The organism is Pedobacter ginsengisoli (genome assembly GCF_030244015.1).
GTDB classification, from domain to species: Bacteria; Bacteroidota; Bacteroidia; order Sphingobacteriales; family Sphingobacteriaceae; genus Pedobacter; species Pedobacter ginsengisoli.
In genome coordinates this window covers 509,781-526,696 of record NZ_JASSYX010000002.1, presented here as the reverse complement: position 1 = coordinate 526,696, position 16,916 = coordinate 509,781, and the positions used below count along the sequence as shown (strand labels likewise).

Here is a 16,916-nt window from a genome sequence, read left to right as displayed (position 1 = left end):
TTACCTTAATTTAACGTCTTAAGCCCAGTACTAAAAGAATATGGGGCATCTGTTTCATCAACACCTCTGGTTTTGTTCGGTTCGGCAGACATTTCAAAATCTAAAGTACCGCCGTCATTGATCGCCTTATGTATAAGGTAATTTTTACTGTAGTTCTTACCATTCAATTTCAATGAATTTATGTAACGGTTTTTCTCATTGTTATTATCGGCATTGATAATCAGCTGTTTTCCATTTTCCAGATTTAATCTAACCCTTTTAAATAAAGGAGAACCAATGACATATTGGTCAGTTCCAGGACATACAGTATAAAATCCTAACGCTGAAAATACGTACCAGGCTGAGGTTTGGCCATTGTCTTCATCTCCGCAATAGCCATCCGGACCAAATGAATACAATTTATCCATTATTTCCCTCGCCCAATATTGTGCTTTCCAGGGCTCAGCAGAATAATTGTAAAGATAGACCATATGCTGAATAGGCTGATTGCCATGCGCATACTGGCCCATATTCATAACCTGCATTTCACGCATTTCATGAATTACCCGGCGACTGTCCATCCCAAGTGATCCAGGCATAATGAAAACAGAATCGAGCATGGTATTAAATTGGCTTTTACCCCCCATCAAATTGATTAATCCCTGCGGATCATGAAATACCGACCAGCTGTAGTGCCAGCTATTTCCTTCCGTAAAATCCTTGCTCCAGTCTGTAGGTTTAAAATATTCAGGAAATTTGCCCTCAGATTGCCTTCCGCGCATTAAGTTGAATTTGGGATCAAACAGATTTTTATAATTCAATGCTCTTTTCGCGTAGATTTCTATTTCCTTTTTTGGACGGTTCAAAGCTTTCCCCAGCTGATATATAGCCCAGTCGTCATAAGCATACTCCAAGGTACGGGCTACATTTTGAGTTATATTTACATTGTTAGGTACGTACCCGTATTGATTATATTCCTGATAACCGGTGCGCCCTGATGCAGGAACCTTAGGATGAACATGATTTGCCCCATGTTTTACTGCTTCCCAAAGTGTTTCAATATCATAACCTCGCAAACCTTTAATATAAGCATCAGCTACAACCGACGCAGAGTTGTTTCCCACCATAATACTTCTGTGCCCGGGACTGGCCCATTCAGGAAGGAAGCCACTTTCTTTATAAGCATTAACCAGGCCTTCCTGCATTTTAACATTCATAGTAGGATACATCAGATTAAGAAAAGGAAACAACCCCCGAAAAGTATCCCAAAATCCAGTATCGGTGAACATATATCCAGGAAGCACTTTGCCGTTATACGGACTATAATGTATAATTTCATTCCGGGAGTTTATTTCAAAGAAACTACGGGGAAATAGCACAGAACGGTAAAGACAGGAGTAAAAAATCTTGAGCTTATCGGCATCATCATCCTCAACCTCAATCTTACCAAGAACCCCATTCCAGATATCTTTTCCCTTTTTTACGATCTCATCAAAGCCATCTGTCCCAAGTTCCTTTAGGTTGAGCTCGGCCTGTTCAAAACTAATAAAGGAAGAAGCCACTCTTGCATGTATCTTTTGACCATTTTTATCGTCAAAGCCGACAATAGCGCCAGTATGGTCAGATGTCATCTCTAATTCATTTTCAGTAATTTTAGCATCCGCTACCGTTGCTTTATAAACAAAAGGCCGATCGAAAATCATTACAAAATAATTTTTAAAATTATCAGGTACGCCACCACTATTTTTAGTGGTATAACCTATGATCTTGTTTTGTGCCGGAATGATCTTGATATAAGAACCTTTATCAAAAGCATCAATTGTTACATAAGCTTTTCTTGACTTAGGAAAAGTAAAGCGAAACATAGCAGCCCTTGCAGTAGGGGTGATTTCTGTTTCTACATCAGAATCGGCTAGATAGACCCTGTAATAATGAGGCTGGGCTATTTCCGATTTATGTGAGAACCAACTCGCACGTTTTTCTTCATCAAAAGCGGGAGTATCCGTAGTGGGCATAATAGAAAACTGACCATAATCATTCATCCATGGACTTGGTTGATGGGTCTGCTTAAATCCCCTTATCTTATTAGCAGTATAAGTATAAACCCAGCCATCGCCCATCTTTCCTGTTTGCGGAACCCAGAAATTCATTCCCCATGGTCTTGCAATAGCAGGATAAGTGTTTCCTGCAGATAATTCGCGACTGGATAAAGATCCAATAAGCGTATTGATATAATCAACAGGAGTTCTTTTGCTTTGCCCTGAAGCAAGCACTGCACAGGAAGCTAAAAAAAATACAAATGTGGTGCTCTTAAGAAAGGTATTTAAATTCATAGTGATTTGTTTATTTATCGCTTAACAGCACGAACATACTTTACCACTACTTTTACAGGAAAATGATCTGAAGGTATCCTGGCTTGATATTCATGCAAAGATATTTCTTTTGGGAAATTTCCGGATTTTATGATTTTACTTTCATTAACTTCAGAACGATAGGTGTCCGTTAATATTCCATATCTTTCAACCTGCAGGTTATTACTAACAAAAATATGATCTATACGGCTATCGGTCTTTAAATTCGGATTAAAGTTATTAATGGTGCCATTTACTGCATACCGTATATTTGAAGTCTCATAAGCATCTTTTACAATCCCTGAACCGTTCAAAATCTGATAGTTCTCATGTGTCTGATCTACATTAAAATCACCGGTAAGAATAACGGGTTCGCCTTTACACATTTCTTTAATCTTATTGAGGGCCAGGGTAGCACTGTTTTTTCGTGCTTCTACGCCAACATGATCCATATGCAGATTAAAAAACCAAAATGTAAGCTTACTGTTCAGGTCCTGAAACCTACCCCAGGTGCATATACGGGGCAAAACAGCGTCCCAGCCTTTATTGGGCCTGTCTGTAATGGCAGATAACCAAAACTGGCCGGACTTAAGTACTTTAAACCGCTCCTTTTTAAAGAATACCGGGGCATATTCACCCTTTTCTTTCCCGTCATCACGTCCAACACCTATATAGCTGTATTCGGGCATTTCTTTTAACATATCCTTTAACTGGTGATTAAGTACTTCCTGTGCTCCGAAAATCTCAAAATCATTATACCTTATGAGTTTAGTGATCACGGGGCACCTTGATTTCCAGCTGTTTCCGGTAATTGAATCTGACTTATTATCATAACGGATGTTATATGAAGCAACTGTAAACTGCTGTGCACACACGTTTCCCACATTAAAAAAAGCGGCCAGGATTAAGCAATAAATTAATCTCTTTATCATTATTTATATAAGTTTTAAATTTTTAATATTTGGAATATCTAAAAATTTCATCAGCTATCTGGTAAAAATTTCCATTTCCCCCTGTCTATCGCCTTAAATTAACGCTTCATGCTATACGGACGCATTCGGAACATGCTCCCTGGAGTTTACGCTTATAACTCCGTACCCCAACTGGTGTTAGGCTTATCTCCCATCTCTAAAATCAATTTCCCGCCTTTTAGCAATTCGCTGGCCGGGAATTTAAAAGAGTTTAAAGGTTTACCATTTAAGGTTGCTTTCTGTACATATCTATTGTCCCTTGAAACATTTGGTGCTTCGATCGTGAATGACTTTCCTCTTCCGTATTGTTCCCCAAGGTCTATCGTAACGACAGGAAAAATTGGACTCGCGATCTCGTAAACCGGATCAGCACTGCAACCGCCGTCGGTTTGAAACAGACCCAGCGCTGCCATCACAAACCATGCACTCATTTGGCCCTGATCTTCATCACCCAGGTACGCATTTGCCAGATCTGCGCCATAATACCTGTCTATGATCGCACGGCTCCATTGCTGGGTAAGCCATGGCTTCTGTACCCAGTTGAACAGAAAAGCAAAGTGCATCGACTGCTGGTTTCCCTGTATCACAGGATAATCCCAGTACTGGTCCCCGGGTGCGTTAAATCTCAATTTATTGCTTTCGTTAAAACCCCAGGACAAACGCTCCACAAATCTGTCCACACCTATTTCCTTCGCCAGGCCAGGTATATCCTGCGGTACAAAATAGGTCAGCTGCCATGCATTCCCTTCTACATAATGTTCGTTTGCACCCGATTTAAAAGGATCAAAATCAGACATCCATTTTCCATCTGAATGACGCAGGCGCGCATAGCCGGTTTCTTTATCGACGGCATTTCTCCAATAGTTGCCGCGCAGTGCAAATTCTTTCTCCTCTTCTTTCTTGCCCAATGATCTGGCAAACTGCGACACCGTCCAGTCATCGTAGGAATATTCCAGTGTATTGGAGAAACGGCCGAGGTCATAAGGCACATATTTATATTTAAGATAGGGTGCCAGATCCCTGTTGCCCGCATAGCCCAGACCTACTTTTTGCGAAGGCGTGGTCTGCATCTTTTTCACCGCCTGAAATGCCTTTTCCGCATCAAAATCACGGATCCCCATCTGATAGGCGCCCACAATCAGCGGGATCTCATGCTCTGCGACCATCACCGGCACATAATTCATACCCGCCGGCCCTTTGGCCAGCCAGCCATTGGCATCGTACATGGCCAGCTGGGATTTTACCCATTTAGATGACCACTCCGGTGTCACCAGGTTCCAGAACTGGTTCAAGTTCCAGAAGGTATTCCAGAACGCATCACAGCCCAAAGCCAGCGAATTTGGATCTTTGAGTTTTTGTACTTTTTGAAAAGCATCTACCCAGCTGCCATCCAGATCACTCCAGATGTTTCTGCTTGCCAGCGCACGGTACATATTGCTATAGAACCTGATCTTTTCCCGCCTGTCATTTGTAGTAATGGCCACACGGCCGATCAGCTGATTCCATACCCCGCGCTGTCCGTCACGTACCTTATCAAAGCTCCAGCCATACGGCTTTGTCACTTCCTGATGAAGGTTATCCGAAGCATTCTGGATACTCACCATTGAGATCCCTGTACGTACCTGCACAACCTGATTTACACGGGTATCAAATTCAACATAGGCACCTGCATCTTTAACCTCACCTGCCGCTACTATATTCTTATTGCCGATATCGTTGTTCAACCAGGTACCGAATTTCTTTATCGGCTGATCAAATTCGATGACAAAGTGAACCTTGTAGTCCTGATTTACATCCCCGGACCAGGCCCCCGGTGTAAACTGACGGGTTACTCCTTCAATACGATAATCACTTACCTTCTTAAGCGTCACATCTTTAAGCTGGTATCTGTATTCAGCAGGGATCTGCAGATCAATCATAATCCGTGAATCTGTTGCTTTTGGATAAGTATAGCGCTGGAAACCACATCTCGTAGTAGCGGTGAGTTCTGCTTTAACGTTATAATCGGTAAGCATGACCTTGTAATAACCCAAAGGTGCTTCCTCTGTAGATTTATCGATCTGAGACCTGTAACCATCGGTTCCGTTCCGCTGATCACCGGTGCGGATCTTTAACGGACCGTTTACAGGCAGCATACCCAGACCTGCCATTGTCCATTCATGGATATGACTAAACACGCCAACGCTTTCAAAACTCGGCTCGTATCCGGCCTGCCAGCCACTATTTTGGTTATCAGGACTTAGTTTCACCATACTAAATGGCATCCAGGGTCCAGGAGCGATCATCCACCTGGAATGGGCTGTTCCCATTTTGGTGTCCACATAATCGGCAGGAGTAAATACCTGCTGCGGAGAACGTCTTACCATCCCGCTTTCCAGCAACACCCCATCGCTGAAAATTTCATATTTACTTTGTTTTGGCACAGAAACAGCAGGCATAGGCACCTCAAACTGATACCTCGCACTATCCAGTTTTGCATCAAAAACAAAACGACCATCCAATTTCACACTCAGTTTTGGTTTACCGGAAATGAGCTGCGCATCAACCAGCAGCGGCTGGATCTTCTTACCATTGTCGTCCAGCTGATATTCAGCCGGCTTCACACTTCTCAGAAATATATTCGTGCCGGCGGTGAGTTTTGTCCCATCAGGTCCTTCAAGCCTTACCTGGTCAAAGACCAGCCATGAACCTTCCAGGATCGTCATCAGAATTTCATTGCCGCCTTTTATCAACTGCCCGGCTGACAGCGGAATCTCTATTTTGTACTCCCGGGCACCTTTCAGATCACCGTCAAATGTTTTGTCTTCATCGCGTTTAGGCAATTGCTTTACATAGGACTTGCCATTTATACTGATTTTTAGCAATGGCGGCAAAGCTCCCTGATATCCCAGCAGATCCACTACAAACTTCCAATCGCCCACCGAAGGCTTGTTCTGCAGTCCAAACAGAATGTTGGCATTGTGCGTCCTCAAACCTGACGTACCACCAGTTCCGCCCCAGCCATCTTTCGGTCCCGGCAGTATATACGACCAGTTCTGATCAGCTTCAGAAACACCGACCAGATAAAATTTATCTTCCCAGCCGAAATCCTGTTCCAGGAAATGCTGGTATCCCGATGGAGCCAGTGCCATACCATCAGCCTTGTCATCCTCGTTTCCGATCTTCCAAATGGTCTTTTGAGCATTTGCCAGTAGCCCGGCAAAGCACAACAGGCACAGTGTGAGTATTTTTGTCAGCATTATTTTTTTGTCATTCATGTGTGTATATTCTTATTAAACAATCCGGGATGATTTCTTAAATTATTTTTTTGTTTTAGCCTGCATTGCGGTTATAGCCGTCCAAAGTACTCCCGCCTCTCCCCTGAAACTGGAAGAACCTTGCGGCCGGTTGTCCGGAGTATACCATTCATAAAAACCCTTGTTTTTGATCACACGCAGAAGCATAGGCTCCAGCGCCTCGCAAGCCTCAGGTATCAGGTCATAACGGATCAGCTCAGAAACCGTTCTTCCGCCAAACCAGGTCCAGTCGCCGCCATTCTGGTAGGAATAAGGCCCCATTCCTTTATTCTTGAAGGTACCAGCCGGATAAACCGGGTAAATGGTCAGACCAATTGTGGCTGCATTGGCGGCCTTTACATTCTCCTGCATTTTCAGATAAGCAGCCTTCACTTCAGCCTTGCTGAGCAAACCTGCTTCAATTGCTATTGTGGTTCCCCCATGGTAGTAAATCGCAGACTCATCCAGCGATGCCGGAAACGGAGATCCGTTTAAATAAATGTGCGGAACAAACTTTTGTCTTGACTTGTCCCAAAGGTGTTTCCGGATATTTGTTTTGAGTTTGCCCCTTACGTCCGACCAGTATTTGCGTTCTTTGCCCGAAACTGAAGTAAAACCCAGGTAATCATTGATGGCGATCACAAACATGGCGTTATCATAAATATCAATCGCCTTGTGCGTATCCGCATCGATCTCCACACCCCAGCTGTGCTCCGGTTGTACGTCACCCCAGTCAGCAGTAGTTGCACCCCATATCAACCCATATTTTTCACTGAAACGATGTTTCAGTAAAAACTGCATGGCTTCTTCCAGATGCTTTTGTACCGTGCCCGATGCCACCGTATCCTGCAGGATCGATTTGTCACCTGTACTTCGGATGTATTTGGCTACAGCCTGTACCAATGAAGTTTCCTGATCAGTCTCCACTGTATTTTTATGGCCCGCATATTCAGGCGCCAGTTTTGAATGGTAATAATTGTAGGGTACGCCGGAACCCTTCGGATTTGGCACATAACCATCCAGGATACCGCCATCGGGCTGCTGGAACTGAAAAAAAGTGAGCAGGTGTTTTCGGATCGCCGCTTTATCATTGACTTTACAGGCTACGTTCATAAAAGTGTTCAGATCCCTGATCCACACCTCGCCATACCCGTCCCCCGCAGTAAAACCACTTTTTATCAAACGCTCTGCCATATGTTTCACCGAATCGGCTAAGGGCATAATGGCTTCAACTTTCTTTGCTGCATCTGCAGACAAAGAAAGTTGGCCATAGGCAATTTCAAAAGAAAACAAAGACACAAAACATAATACTACAGCTCCTCTTATATTCATTCTTGTTTTAAAATCTATTATTTGTGTGTAAATATTCAAAACCACTCCAATTTAATCGAAAAATTACCGGTCTTTGCTATAAAATGTCAATTCACCGATCGCCTGAAAAGGTCCGTTACCCCAATTTGACAGCACCTTGATCCTGATGTACCTGGTTTTTGGAATGCCGTCCGGCATGACAAACTCTTGTCCGGAAGCAGCTGCAGCCTTATCAGCATCAGAATTATCTGGCACAGGCTGACCTGATGGCTTGATGCTTTCACAAGTCCTCAGGTAGGTCCAGCTGTCCCAGCTTCCATCGGGGTTCGGATCATTGCTTCCCCAGATCTCAAATGATTTCACCGCTTCCTTGGCAAATATCCGGTCACTTGGCATCCAGAAAATAAACCGGTTTATACGGTAAGACACACCCATATCGAAGGTAAACCATACCGGTAAAGGTTTACCACTCTGGGTTGCAAATCCGTTTCCAGTATAAGTATCGTTCCATAAGAAACGCATAAACCAGCCAAAACCACCTTCCAGCACATCTGTCGGAAGAATCAGCTCATTAAAATCGGACTTCGGGAACTGTCGTTCAAATACAGGCAATTTTTTCTCGATGTACGGCATCATGTAAGTGTCGTATGCATTGCTGTCGGGTGCAAAAATGGTACGGTAAGACAGTGTCGCCTCGTCCTGATAATCTGAAATTTCAGTAACCAGTTGTCCGGCGGGAAGGTTAATGGTTTTGTCAATTCCGTTAAAATCCCTGTATTTCATTTCTATAGTCCTTTCCCCCGGGAGCGGGGCGTTCCAGGTAATCACCACACTGCCGTTAGGTGCCTTCACCAGTGACTTGACCACCCTGTTGGCCAGTGTACCGGCATAATCGTCGCCATAGACTGTACCGGTGGCATTCCGTACTACAGAAGTATTGCCCTTAGCGTCATAGGTATACACTTCAAAATTATATACCCCTTCGGTCAGATTGCTGATCAGCACATTGAGCGTATCATTTCCTGGAGTACGCACCACATCCAAAAGCAGGGAATCCTGACGGTTACTCCAGTAAATCTTGGCTTTCTTTACTGAAGGATCAGCACCTAGTGCGAGTCTCAATTGCAGACGCTTGTTGCCCGGCCGCACAATTATCGAATCGACCCTGGCCGGATATACGATCTCGCCGCCCTCCGTGAACTTTTTATAGTCATCTTGCTTGGTGCAGGCCATCATAAACAGTCCCGTCACCAGCACACAAGAAATATATTTTATCGTTTTCATTATCTTCTTATTAAGTTATAAACTGTTTGCCATTACTGCGGGGCGCCCCACATACGGATCTCGTTAAAATTCACATAGGTGCCGTCAGACCAGTTCCTTAGTGTCTTGAACCGGATGTACCTCACCGGCGGTACATCCAGCGGGAAAGTAATGGTTTCACCTAAGGCAGCAGCCTCATTATCGGCATTAGACAACTGTCCTGCAGGCAGGCCCGAAGGCTTGATCTGCTCATGAGTCGTCAGTAATGTCCAGTTGGTAAAGCTGCCGTCAGTTGCCGGGTTATTGCTGCCCCAGATTTCTACCTTGCGCGGATTGTGCAGGTTGTAATAGAAGGTCTGGCGCATAAACCATGCAAGGCGGCTTAGTTTCGCGGTAACGCCCATGTCATAGGTAAACCATTGCGGCATTTTCGCGGCATCACCTGTGTGGTAATAGCCGTTGTTGCCCAGGTTCCCGTCAAATAGGGAACTGATGGTCCCGCTATAGCCCAGTGGTGCATCTGTAGGTAAGTTTACTCCCTTCATTCTGGTACGGTCCAGTTGGGTCTCAAACAATGGCTTTAGCGTAGTGATCAGTGTATCGGACAAATTACCCCACCTGTCACGGACATACAGTCCAAACTTCGTTTCCACCGAAGGAAGGCCCCGGGTGCTGAAACTACTTCTTTTAAGATTCGTATAATTGGTGTTGATGGGTACAAAATTGCCGAGCGAGTCATTTGCCAGAACCACAATTGCAATATTGTCTTCTTTCAAATTAACAAACTTTACATTGACACCACCAAAATCAGAAACGATGCTCAGACTGTCTCTTACAATCATGAATGGAGCTCTTGTCGGGTGCACTGTAACAGAAAGCGGCTCAGAAATATTCTCTCCGCGGTCCACTGCATACAGTTTTACTTCATAGGCATCGGTATCGCCAAAGCCCAGTACAACCAGACTATTGTTGTAGTAACTGACCTTAGTTTCTCTTTCCACGCCTTGCCTGGACGTATAAATGGCCTTTATGTACAAAAGATCTTCATCCGAAGGCACATTGTAGCTGATCTTCGCTGCACCACTCAGATTCTGTACCGTAGCATTGGTTACGGGGCCAGGAGCTTTACCATCGTCAACGAAGGTAGTCAGCTCACTTTGCTTACATGACAGCACAGTAGCGGTAATCAACGCTGCAAGGCTCATGATATAGGTTATTTTTTTCATTGCGTTATCAAATTAATATCATCATTCATACTGCTGTCATTACCAGCCTACATTTTGAACCAGCTTAGGATTTGTCAGGAAATTGCTCTCCCTGATCGGCCAAAAGTAATCTCTCGGGCTTACAAATGACTGATTGAAAAGCAATATCCGCCTGTTATAATCCTCATATGTCGGTCTGATGATGTCCCATCCATAGATCGGTTGGTTCAGCATCTGTCCGGCAGTTTTCCACCGCTTCAGGTCCCAGAAACGGCTTCCTTCAAACGCCATTTCGATCAGACGCTCCTGACGGACAATATCCCGGAGGCCGGTTTTTGAGGTATATTTTGTCGGATTAGTAGAATATTCTGACCATGATGTCTCTACAGTTTGCAGACCAGCCCTCTCCCTGATCTTGTTCAGGTAAGTCAGCGCGGTTGCCTGGTCGCCCATCTCATTGGCAGCCTCAGCATACAACAGGTACAGATCGCCCAGTCTCATCATTGGCCACGGATAAGATTCAATTGTAAGTGAAGTCTGTGTCTCCACAAGGTTCCAGTTCACTAGTTTTTTCGCGTAATAACCCGTAACTGAATACAAACGGCTTTGTTTCTTTCCGGCAAACTGCTCAGATTTACTTTGTATGTCATGGTTACCGTCGGCCATAAACCATTTTGAACCATCAAATGCGATGTCCGCGTAAAATCGCTGCTCACGATCAAAGTGAAGCCCAACGGTCTGGTAATTGGCCTGCAAGCCTTTATCCGCAGCTGTTGTCGATCTCAGATTGAACCTGCCTGCATAATCCCAGGTCTTGTCTTCATTGATCGGCACCCCATTTTTTGTATAGAATAACTCCGCCATTTTCATGGTAGGTGCCAGCTGCCCCTTTAGGCCGAGGTTGACAAAAGCAGTCTGCAGTTGCGGGCAGGCATATTGCTGCAGCGCGCTGGTAGGCGCGCCATATGAAGTCAGACCCCAGATCAGCTCCGTATTCCATTTTTCACAGACCGCATTGCGGATGTCCATTTCTTTTTTCACGAAGTCGTCAACCGCAGTTGCACCCGGTATAAAACGATACAAACGTGTTCCCGCTGCCTCTGCTGCCTCTATCGCTGCCTTGCTCGCAGCGGCCGCCCTTTCCCATTTCTTTTCATCGTAAGCTGCCGGAAACAGGGCCATGCCATCCTTGTCTTTAAAATTGTTATAATCTGTATTGCCATTAAACAGCGGACTGGCAGCAGTAACCAGCACCCGTGCCTTGATGGCCAGGGCAGCAGGCCTGGTAAGCCTTCCCAGCTCAGTAGCCAGACTCGAGATCTTGTCCGGCAAACCGGTATTGCCGTCTCCGGCGGCCTCATCCAATAAATTGACAATGTAATTTACCACCGAATCTACCGGCTGTCTCTTTATTTTTACACTTTCAATATCAGTAGTGATCGGCAGATTTTTATCCACTACCGGGATCGGCCCGTACATCCTGAACAGCTGCCAGTGAAAATAGGCTTTCAGAAACTTGGCTTCAGCAATCCACCTGGTTTTCACATAAGGCTCCAGATCAGCCGGACGGTCAATATTTTCGAGGAAGATGTTACAGTTGCGGATCCCCTGCCACATGGTCTTGCTATCAAATCCGTCCCAGTAATTCATTTTTGGGCCTACTTTATTTTGCAATCCCCTGGCAATGCTATAAGAATCGAGCGACCAGTAATCTTCCCCGCTGATCGGCCAGTAGATCCAGAACTCATCACCGGCGTTCATACCGGGGTTTACTTCAGGATGTCCGTCCTGCGGCAGGTTATTGTATAAAGTAAAGAGGAATTTCTCCGCTTCGTTGCGATTGGAGAAAGAATTGTCAATGGTGGCCACGTTATCGGGAACCACATCGAGATAGCTTTTCTTACAGGCAGCGCAGCATGAAATAGCGAGCAGCGCAATAAGAAAATAATATTTATGGAATGTTTTCATGTCTTCTTTGAATTAGAATTGAACGTTAAGACCAAAGTTGAACACCTTTTGTACCGGGTAGCCCAAGCCGTTGCTTCCCTGCTCGGGGTCCCACAGTTTGAAACTGCTTTTTACGAACAGGTTGGTGCCATTGGCATATACACGCACCGCAGTCAGGCCATATTTTTTCAGAAAATTGTCTTTAATGTTATAGCCGATCTCGACAGATTTTAACCTCAGGAAGGCGCCGTTGCGCATCCACCAATTAGAAGTCTGTGTGTTATTAGAACTTACATTTTGGTCCAGACGAGGCCAGAATGCACGCACGTTACGGTTATCCTCAGACCAATGATCATTGGCGATCACCTCCAGCAGGCCATTCTGCGCGCCACCATTGAAAGCAAATGGGGTGATCTTCCCGGGATCTATCCAAAAGGAAGAGCGCGCTGATCCCTGGAAGAACCCGCTAACATCAAAATTGTGATATCCGGCCGAAAGTCCAAAACCGTAAATGATCTCCGGAGTGATCGGCAAACCGAGCGGCACGACGTCCAGCGAACTGATCTGCCCGTCCCTGTTTACATCACGGTATTTAATGTCTCCACCCTTCACCTCACCAAAATTCTGAAAAGGAGAATTTTTTACTTCTGCATCATCCACAAAAAGACGCTCAGCAATCAGACCATAAACCTGGCTCAACGGGTTTCCTACCTGCGACAGGTAAGCAATATTCTGATCATAGTCAGGCTCTTCGTTTACCAGGACCTTAGTCGTTGCATAAGTAAAGGTTCCTCTGCCCTGCAGCCACATCGTGCCAAAGCTCTTATTGTAATCAAATGAAAGGTCAACCCCTTTGCCCTCAGCCTCACCTACGTTGGCTGAAATACCGGCAGCCAGTCCCATGGTAGTAGGAATAGTAGATCTGCTCAGCAACATATTGCTTCTGTTCGAATGGTACACATCCACTATCAGGTTGGCAGCATTGTTGAACAACCCAAGATCCATCCCGATATTGGTGGTCTTGACCTTTTCCCAGGTGATGTCTTCGTTGCTATATCTGCGGATCGACACCCCGGGCCTGAGATAACCATAATTAGTTCCAAACCATGCCGCTCTACCGCCATCATTCAACAGCACATCAGAGAGGTAAAAGAAACGATCCTCGTTCCTTCCGATCTGGTCGTTACCGACTAATCCGTACGTCGCCCTGAATTTCAGCTTGGAAACTACGTTTTTTACCGGCTCCATAAATTTCTCATTGGAAACATTCCAAGCTACTCCGACGGACGGAAAAAACCCAAAACGGTGATTTTCTGCGAAACGTTCTGAACCATTATAACCAAAATTGGCTTCCATGATGTAACGGTTGTCGTAACCATAAGTAAACCTACCAGAAAGCCCCTGGTTCCTGAAAGGTAATGAAGCCTGGAGGTTACCAGCGTTGGCGGTCAGGTAGTTTCTGAGTATCGTCACTAAAAGTCCACTAATGGCATGCTTTTCTTTAAATGTCTTGTTGTAGTTGACAGCCGCCTCCATATAAGTAGTGGTGTTCTGCACCTTGCCACCTTCCCTATAGTTAAGGTACTCGGTAGCAGTTTCTTCATTAAGCAAACTCAGGTTATAGTTCTGACCATCTGCACTTGTAGGACTCGCAGAATAATAAAAAGGAGAATAGGCCCTTGCCAGATCAAAATAGGAATAACGCTGGGTGTAGGCCATTACTCTTGCAGTCAGACCCGGTGTCACGAATTTAAAATCCTGTTTCAGTTCCAGCTGTACGTTGAGCGTAGAAGTGTTGTACTGCTGAAAACCGGATACCATCTGCGCATAAGGATTCACATATCCCGGCTGGTCGTTCGAGAGGGTGGCATTTCCAAACAACGGATGATTTACTGTAGATAATGCCGAAGCAGGATAAGTGGCAGGAAACAAGACAGGGTTAGATGCCAGGGCACTTGCAAATACACGCGCACCCCCATTTATCCTGTTGCCATTGGCATCATACCCGCCCACAGGGCCATTGTAATCATCAAAAGCACCCGAAGTCCTGACGACACCTTCAGTAGTAGGCGTCAATCTCACGTTCACATTCGACCGTACCTCATAGCTTTTCAGGTTGACATTGTTGTCAAAATTATTGCCTGACTCCGATTTCAGCACCCCGTTGTCCTGGTTGAAAGTAGCGGCAAGATAGTATTGCGCTGCTTTACCACCCCCGGTAAGATTCATGTTAAACCGCTGGTTCATGGTATGGTCCTTAATCAGCATGTCTATCCAGTTGTTGCTCGGGTAGAGGTATGGATTGACACCCGCAGCTGTCCGGTCTATTTTGGTCTGCGAATAAGGCAACACCCCAAGCGGGTTTCGCGTCAGTACAGCCTCGTTGGCCAGATTCATATACGTAATGTTATCGGCCAGCTTAAAGTTCTGCGTATTAGTAGAAAGGGAATTCTCGAAACGCACACCAAATTTAGTTGCCCCATCCACACCCGATTTGGTGGTGACCAGCACCACGCCGTTTGCACCGCGTGCGCCATAAAGTGCCGCAGCCGCAGCATCCTTCAGCACAGAAAACCCGGCGATATCATCAGGCTGGATCCTGGCCAGCGCATTTGGTGTAGACTCCATCCCATCGATCATGATCAGCGGATCAATCTTTCCTGAACCAAAACTGGTGATCCCGCGAATGAAGAATTGGGCATTATCAGCGCCCGGCTCCCCGCTTCTCTGGTAAGCCACGACACCTGACAAACGGCCGGCCAGCATAGTGGTCAGGTTACTGGTTGGTCCTTTTAACTCTTTTGGGTTGATTGTCGTGATCGAACTCACCATGCTCTCTTTCTTTTGTTGTCCGTAGGCCACAACCACAACTTCGTTTAGCGCACCGTTGTCTTCCTGCATGCTTACATTGACAACTTTTCGTCCGGCGATATCCTGTTCAATCCGTCTGTAACCAACAAAAGAAAAAACAAGGATGCCTTTTCCATCAGGCGCAGAAATTGAATAAGTTCCGCTGGTTCCGGTGGTAACACCGTTCTTAGTTCCCTTTAGCAACACACTTACTCCGGGAAGTCCAATCCCGGCAGTGTCAGTTACCTTACCCGTAATGACCCCTGTGGTCTGGGCCATTGATTCCGTTGCAGATGCGGCAAACAGAATCATGCATAAGAGGCATCTAATCCTCAGATAAGTAAAAATTTTTCGATACATCATAGTTTTTGGTGAATGGTTGGAATATTGGTTAGATATTTGGTTATATTATTTGTACATACATAGTTACATATTATGATTGTAATAAAAAACATCTTTCATTAAATTTTAGTAACAAAAATGCTAACAGTCTATTTAAAAACCATTTAAACAGCTTTTTAATGAAAATAAAAAAGAAATAATAGACAGACAATGTTAATACATTACCAGCATATCATTTTCAATCCAGCAATTTTTTAAATATCCGGGATCGAAATCATTAAAAAAAGTAGTGACATACGGGAATAAACAGGCAATGTTCAGCGAAAAGTAAGCTGGCCTATACTTAAAGTAATCCTGTAAAGACTAAAAAGATTAAGCTACAGCTCCGGCGCGCTGCTCAGAAGAATATTGTTTCATTAATTCTTCAGCGGTTTTCACCATCTCTGAAGAACCAATAAAAACTGCTGTGCGCTGGTGAAGTTCAGTTGGTTCAATATCCAGGATCCTGTTAAAGCCATCTGAAGCCACCCCGCCTGCCTGCTCTACAATAAAAGCCATAGGGTTACACTCATACAATAACCTCAGCTTCCCTTTAGGCGAGCCCGCTGTGGTCGGATAGATATAAATCCCCCCTTTGATTAGATTTCTGTGAATATCGGCAACCATTGATCCTATATACCTGGAAGTATAAGGCCGGTTTGTAGCGACATCTTGTGTCTGGGCATATTTCAGGTACTTCTTTACCCCTTCCGGGAAATGCACATAATTTCCTTCATTCAGAGAATAAATATTACCGGCAGCAGGCACCTTCATATTTGGATGCGAAAGACAAAACTCGCCTATCGAAGGATCTAAAGTAAAGCCATTGACACCCTTTCCGGTTGTATAGACCAGCATCGTCGAAGAGCCATAAATGACATAACCCGCCGCCACCTGCTGCGTACCTTTTTGCAAAACATCCTCAAGTGTTGCCACTCCTCCAATAGATTTCCTTCTGTAAATAGAGAAAATAGTTCCAACAGCAACGTTTACATCAATATTAGAAGAACCGTCAAGCGGATCAATGCAAACAATATATCTGGCATTTTTTGATACCGGAGAATCGATCGGCACAAATTCATCCTCTTCTTCAGTAGCGACAATGCAGCACTCGCCGCCACTGGTAAGGGCGCTGATAAACTGAGTATTTGCAAATACATCCAGTTTCTGCTGACCCTCCCCCTGGACATTGATCGTTCCGGCGGCACCCAAAATATCAGCCAGCCCTGCCTTGTTTACCTCACGGTTTACAATCTTAGCGGCGATCCCGATGTCCCTCAACAACCTGGAGAGCTCGCCCTTGGCGTACGGAAAATCTGCCTGTTTCTCAATGATGAACTGACCCAGCGTTTTGATGCCCGACATATACTTAGTGTAATTAAT

Annotated in this window: 9 protein-coding genes; all 9 read right to left on the bottom strand. The window is 44.9% G+C overall.

What is annotated here, in order from left to right; genetic code table 11:
- Positions 1-5 precede the first annotated feature (5 nt).
- Positions 6-2,312 carry a GH92 family glycosyl hydrolase gene (locus tag QEP08_RS09360; protein ID WP_285057458.1) on the bottom strand — a complete coding sequence of 769 codons (2,307 nt, stop codon included), beginning with the start codon at positions 2,310-2,312 and terminating at the stop codon, positions 6-8.
- A gap of 14 nt (positions 2,313-2,326) precedes the next feature.
- Entirely contained in the window at positions 2,327-3,262 is a 936-nt protein-coding gene (locus QEP08_RS09355) for an endonuclease/exonuclease/phosphatase family protein (RefSeq protein WP_285057457.1), read from the bottom strand.
- A 152-nt stretch (positions 3,263-3,414) separates the two neighbouring features.
- Positions 3,415-6,558: a GH92 family glycosyl hydrolase gene (locus tag QEP08_RS09350; RefSeq protein ID WP_285057456.1), complete on the bottom strand. Its 3,144-nt coding sequence runs from the start codon at positions 6,556-6,558 to the stop codon at positions 3,415-3,417.
- Between the two features lie 42 nt (positions 6,559-6,600).
- Complete coding sequence (locus QEP08_RS09345) at positions 6,601-7,908, bottom strand: GH36-type glycosyl hydrolase domain-containing protein (protein ID WP_285057455.1); 1,308 nt, start codon at positions 7,906-7,908, stop codon at positions 6,601-6,603.
- A gap of 63 nt (positions 7,909-7,971) precedes the next feature.
- A complete protein-coding gene (locus QEP08_RS09340; protein ID WP_285057454.1) occupies positions 7,972-9,171 on the bottom strand; it encodes a DUF4998 domain-containing protein in 1,200 nt (399 codons plus the stop codon).
- A 32-nt stretch (positions 9,172-9,203) separates the two neighbouring features.
- Positions 9,204-10,376, bottom strand: coding sequence for a DUF5000 domain-containing lipoprotein (locus QEP08_RS09335; RefSeq protein WP_285057453.1), 1,173 nt, complete (start codon positions 10,374-10,376; stop codon positions 9,204-9,206).
- 39 nt (positions 10,377-10,415) lie between these two features.
- Positions 10,416-12,323 (bottom strand): RagB/SusD family nutrient uptake outer membrane protein, encoded by a 1,908-nt coding sequence (locus QEP08_RS09330; protein ID WP_285057452.1) that lies wholly within the window; start codon positions 12,321-12,323, stop codon positions 10,416-10,418.
- Between the two features lie 12 nt (positions 12,324-12,335).
- Entirely contained in the window at positions 12,336-15,464 is a 3,129-nt protein-coding gene (locus QEP08_RS09325) for a SusC/RagA family TonB-linked outer membrane protein (protein WP_285057451.1), read from the bottom strand.
- A 402-nt stretch (positions 15,465-15,866) separates the two neighbouring features.
- The gene (gene fbp, locus QEP08_RS09320) at positions 15,867-16,898 is read right to left on the bottom strand and encodes a class 1 fructose-bisphosphatase (protein WP_285057450.1); all 1,032 of its coding nucleotides are present in this window, start codon (positions 16,896-16,898) and stop codon (positions 15,867-15,869) included.
- Positions 16,899-16,916 lie beyond the last annotated feature (18 nt).

Bases quoted from the DNA above. Each gene is read 5' to 3' on its own strand.
- QEP08_RS09360 (WP_285057458.1), bottom strand. From the start codon at position 2,312: ATGAATTTAAATACCTTTCTTAAGAGCACCACATTTGTATTTTTTTTA.
- QEP08_RS09355 (WP_285057457.1), bottom strand. From the start codon at position 3,262: ATGATAAAGAGATTAATTTATTGCTTAATCCTGGCCGCTTTTTTTAAT.
- QEP08_RS09350 (WP_285057456.1), bottom strand. From the start codon at position 6,558: ATGAATGACAAAAAAATAATGCTGACAAAAATACTCACACTGTGCCTG.
- QEP08_RS09345 (WP_285057455.1), bottom strand. From the start codon at position 7,908: ATGAATATAAGAGGAGCTGTAGTATTATGTTTTGTGTCTTTGTTTTCT.
- QEP08_RS09340 (WP_285057454.1), bottom strand. From the start codon at position 9,171: ATGAAAACGATAAAATATATTTCTTGTGTGCTGGTGACGGGACTGTTT.
- QEP08_RS09335 (WP_285057453.1), bottom strand. From the start codon at position 10,376: ATGAAAAAAATAACCTATATCATGAGCCTTGCAGCGTTGATTACCGCT.
- QEP08_RS09330 (WP_285057452.1), bottom strand. From the start codon at position 12,323: ATGAAAACATTCCATAAATATTATTTTCTTATTGCGCTGCTCGCTATT.
- QEP08_RS09325 (WP_285057451.1), bottom strand. From the start codon at position 15,464: ATGATTCTGTTTGCCGCATCTGCAACGGAATCAATGGCCCAGACCACA.
- fbp (WP_285057450.1), bottom strand. From the start codon at position 16,898: ATGTCGGGCATCAAAACGCTGGGTCAGTTCATCATTGAGAAACAGGCA.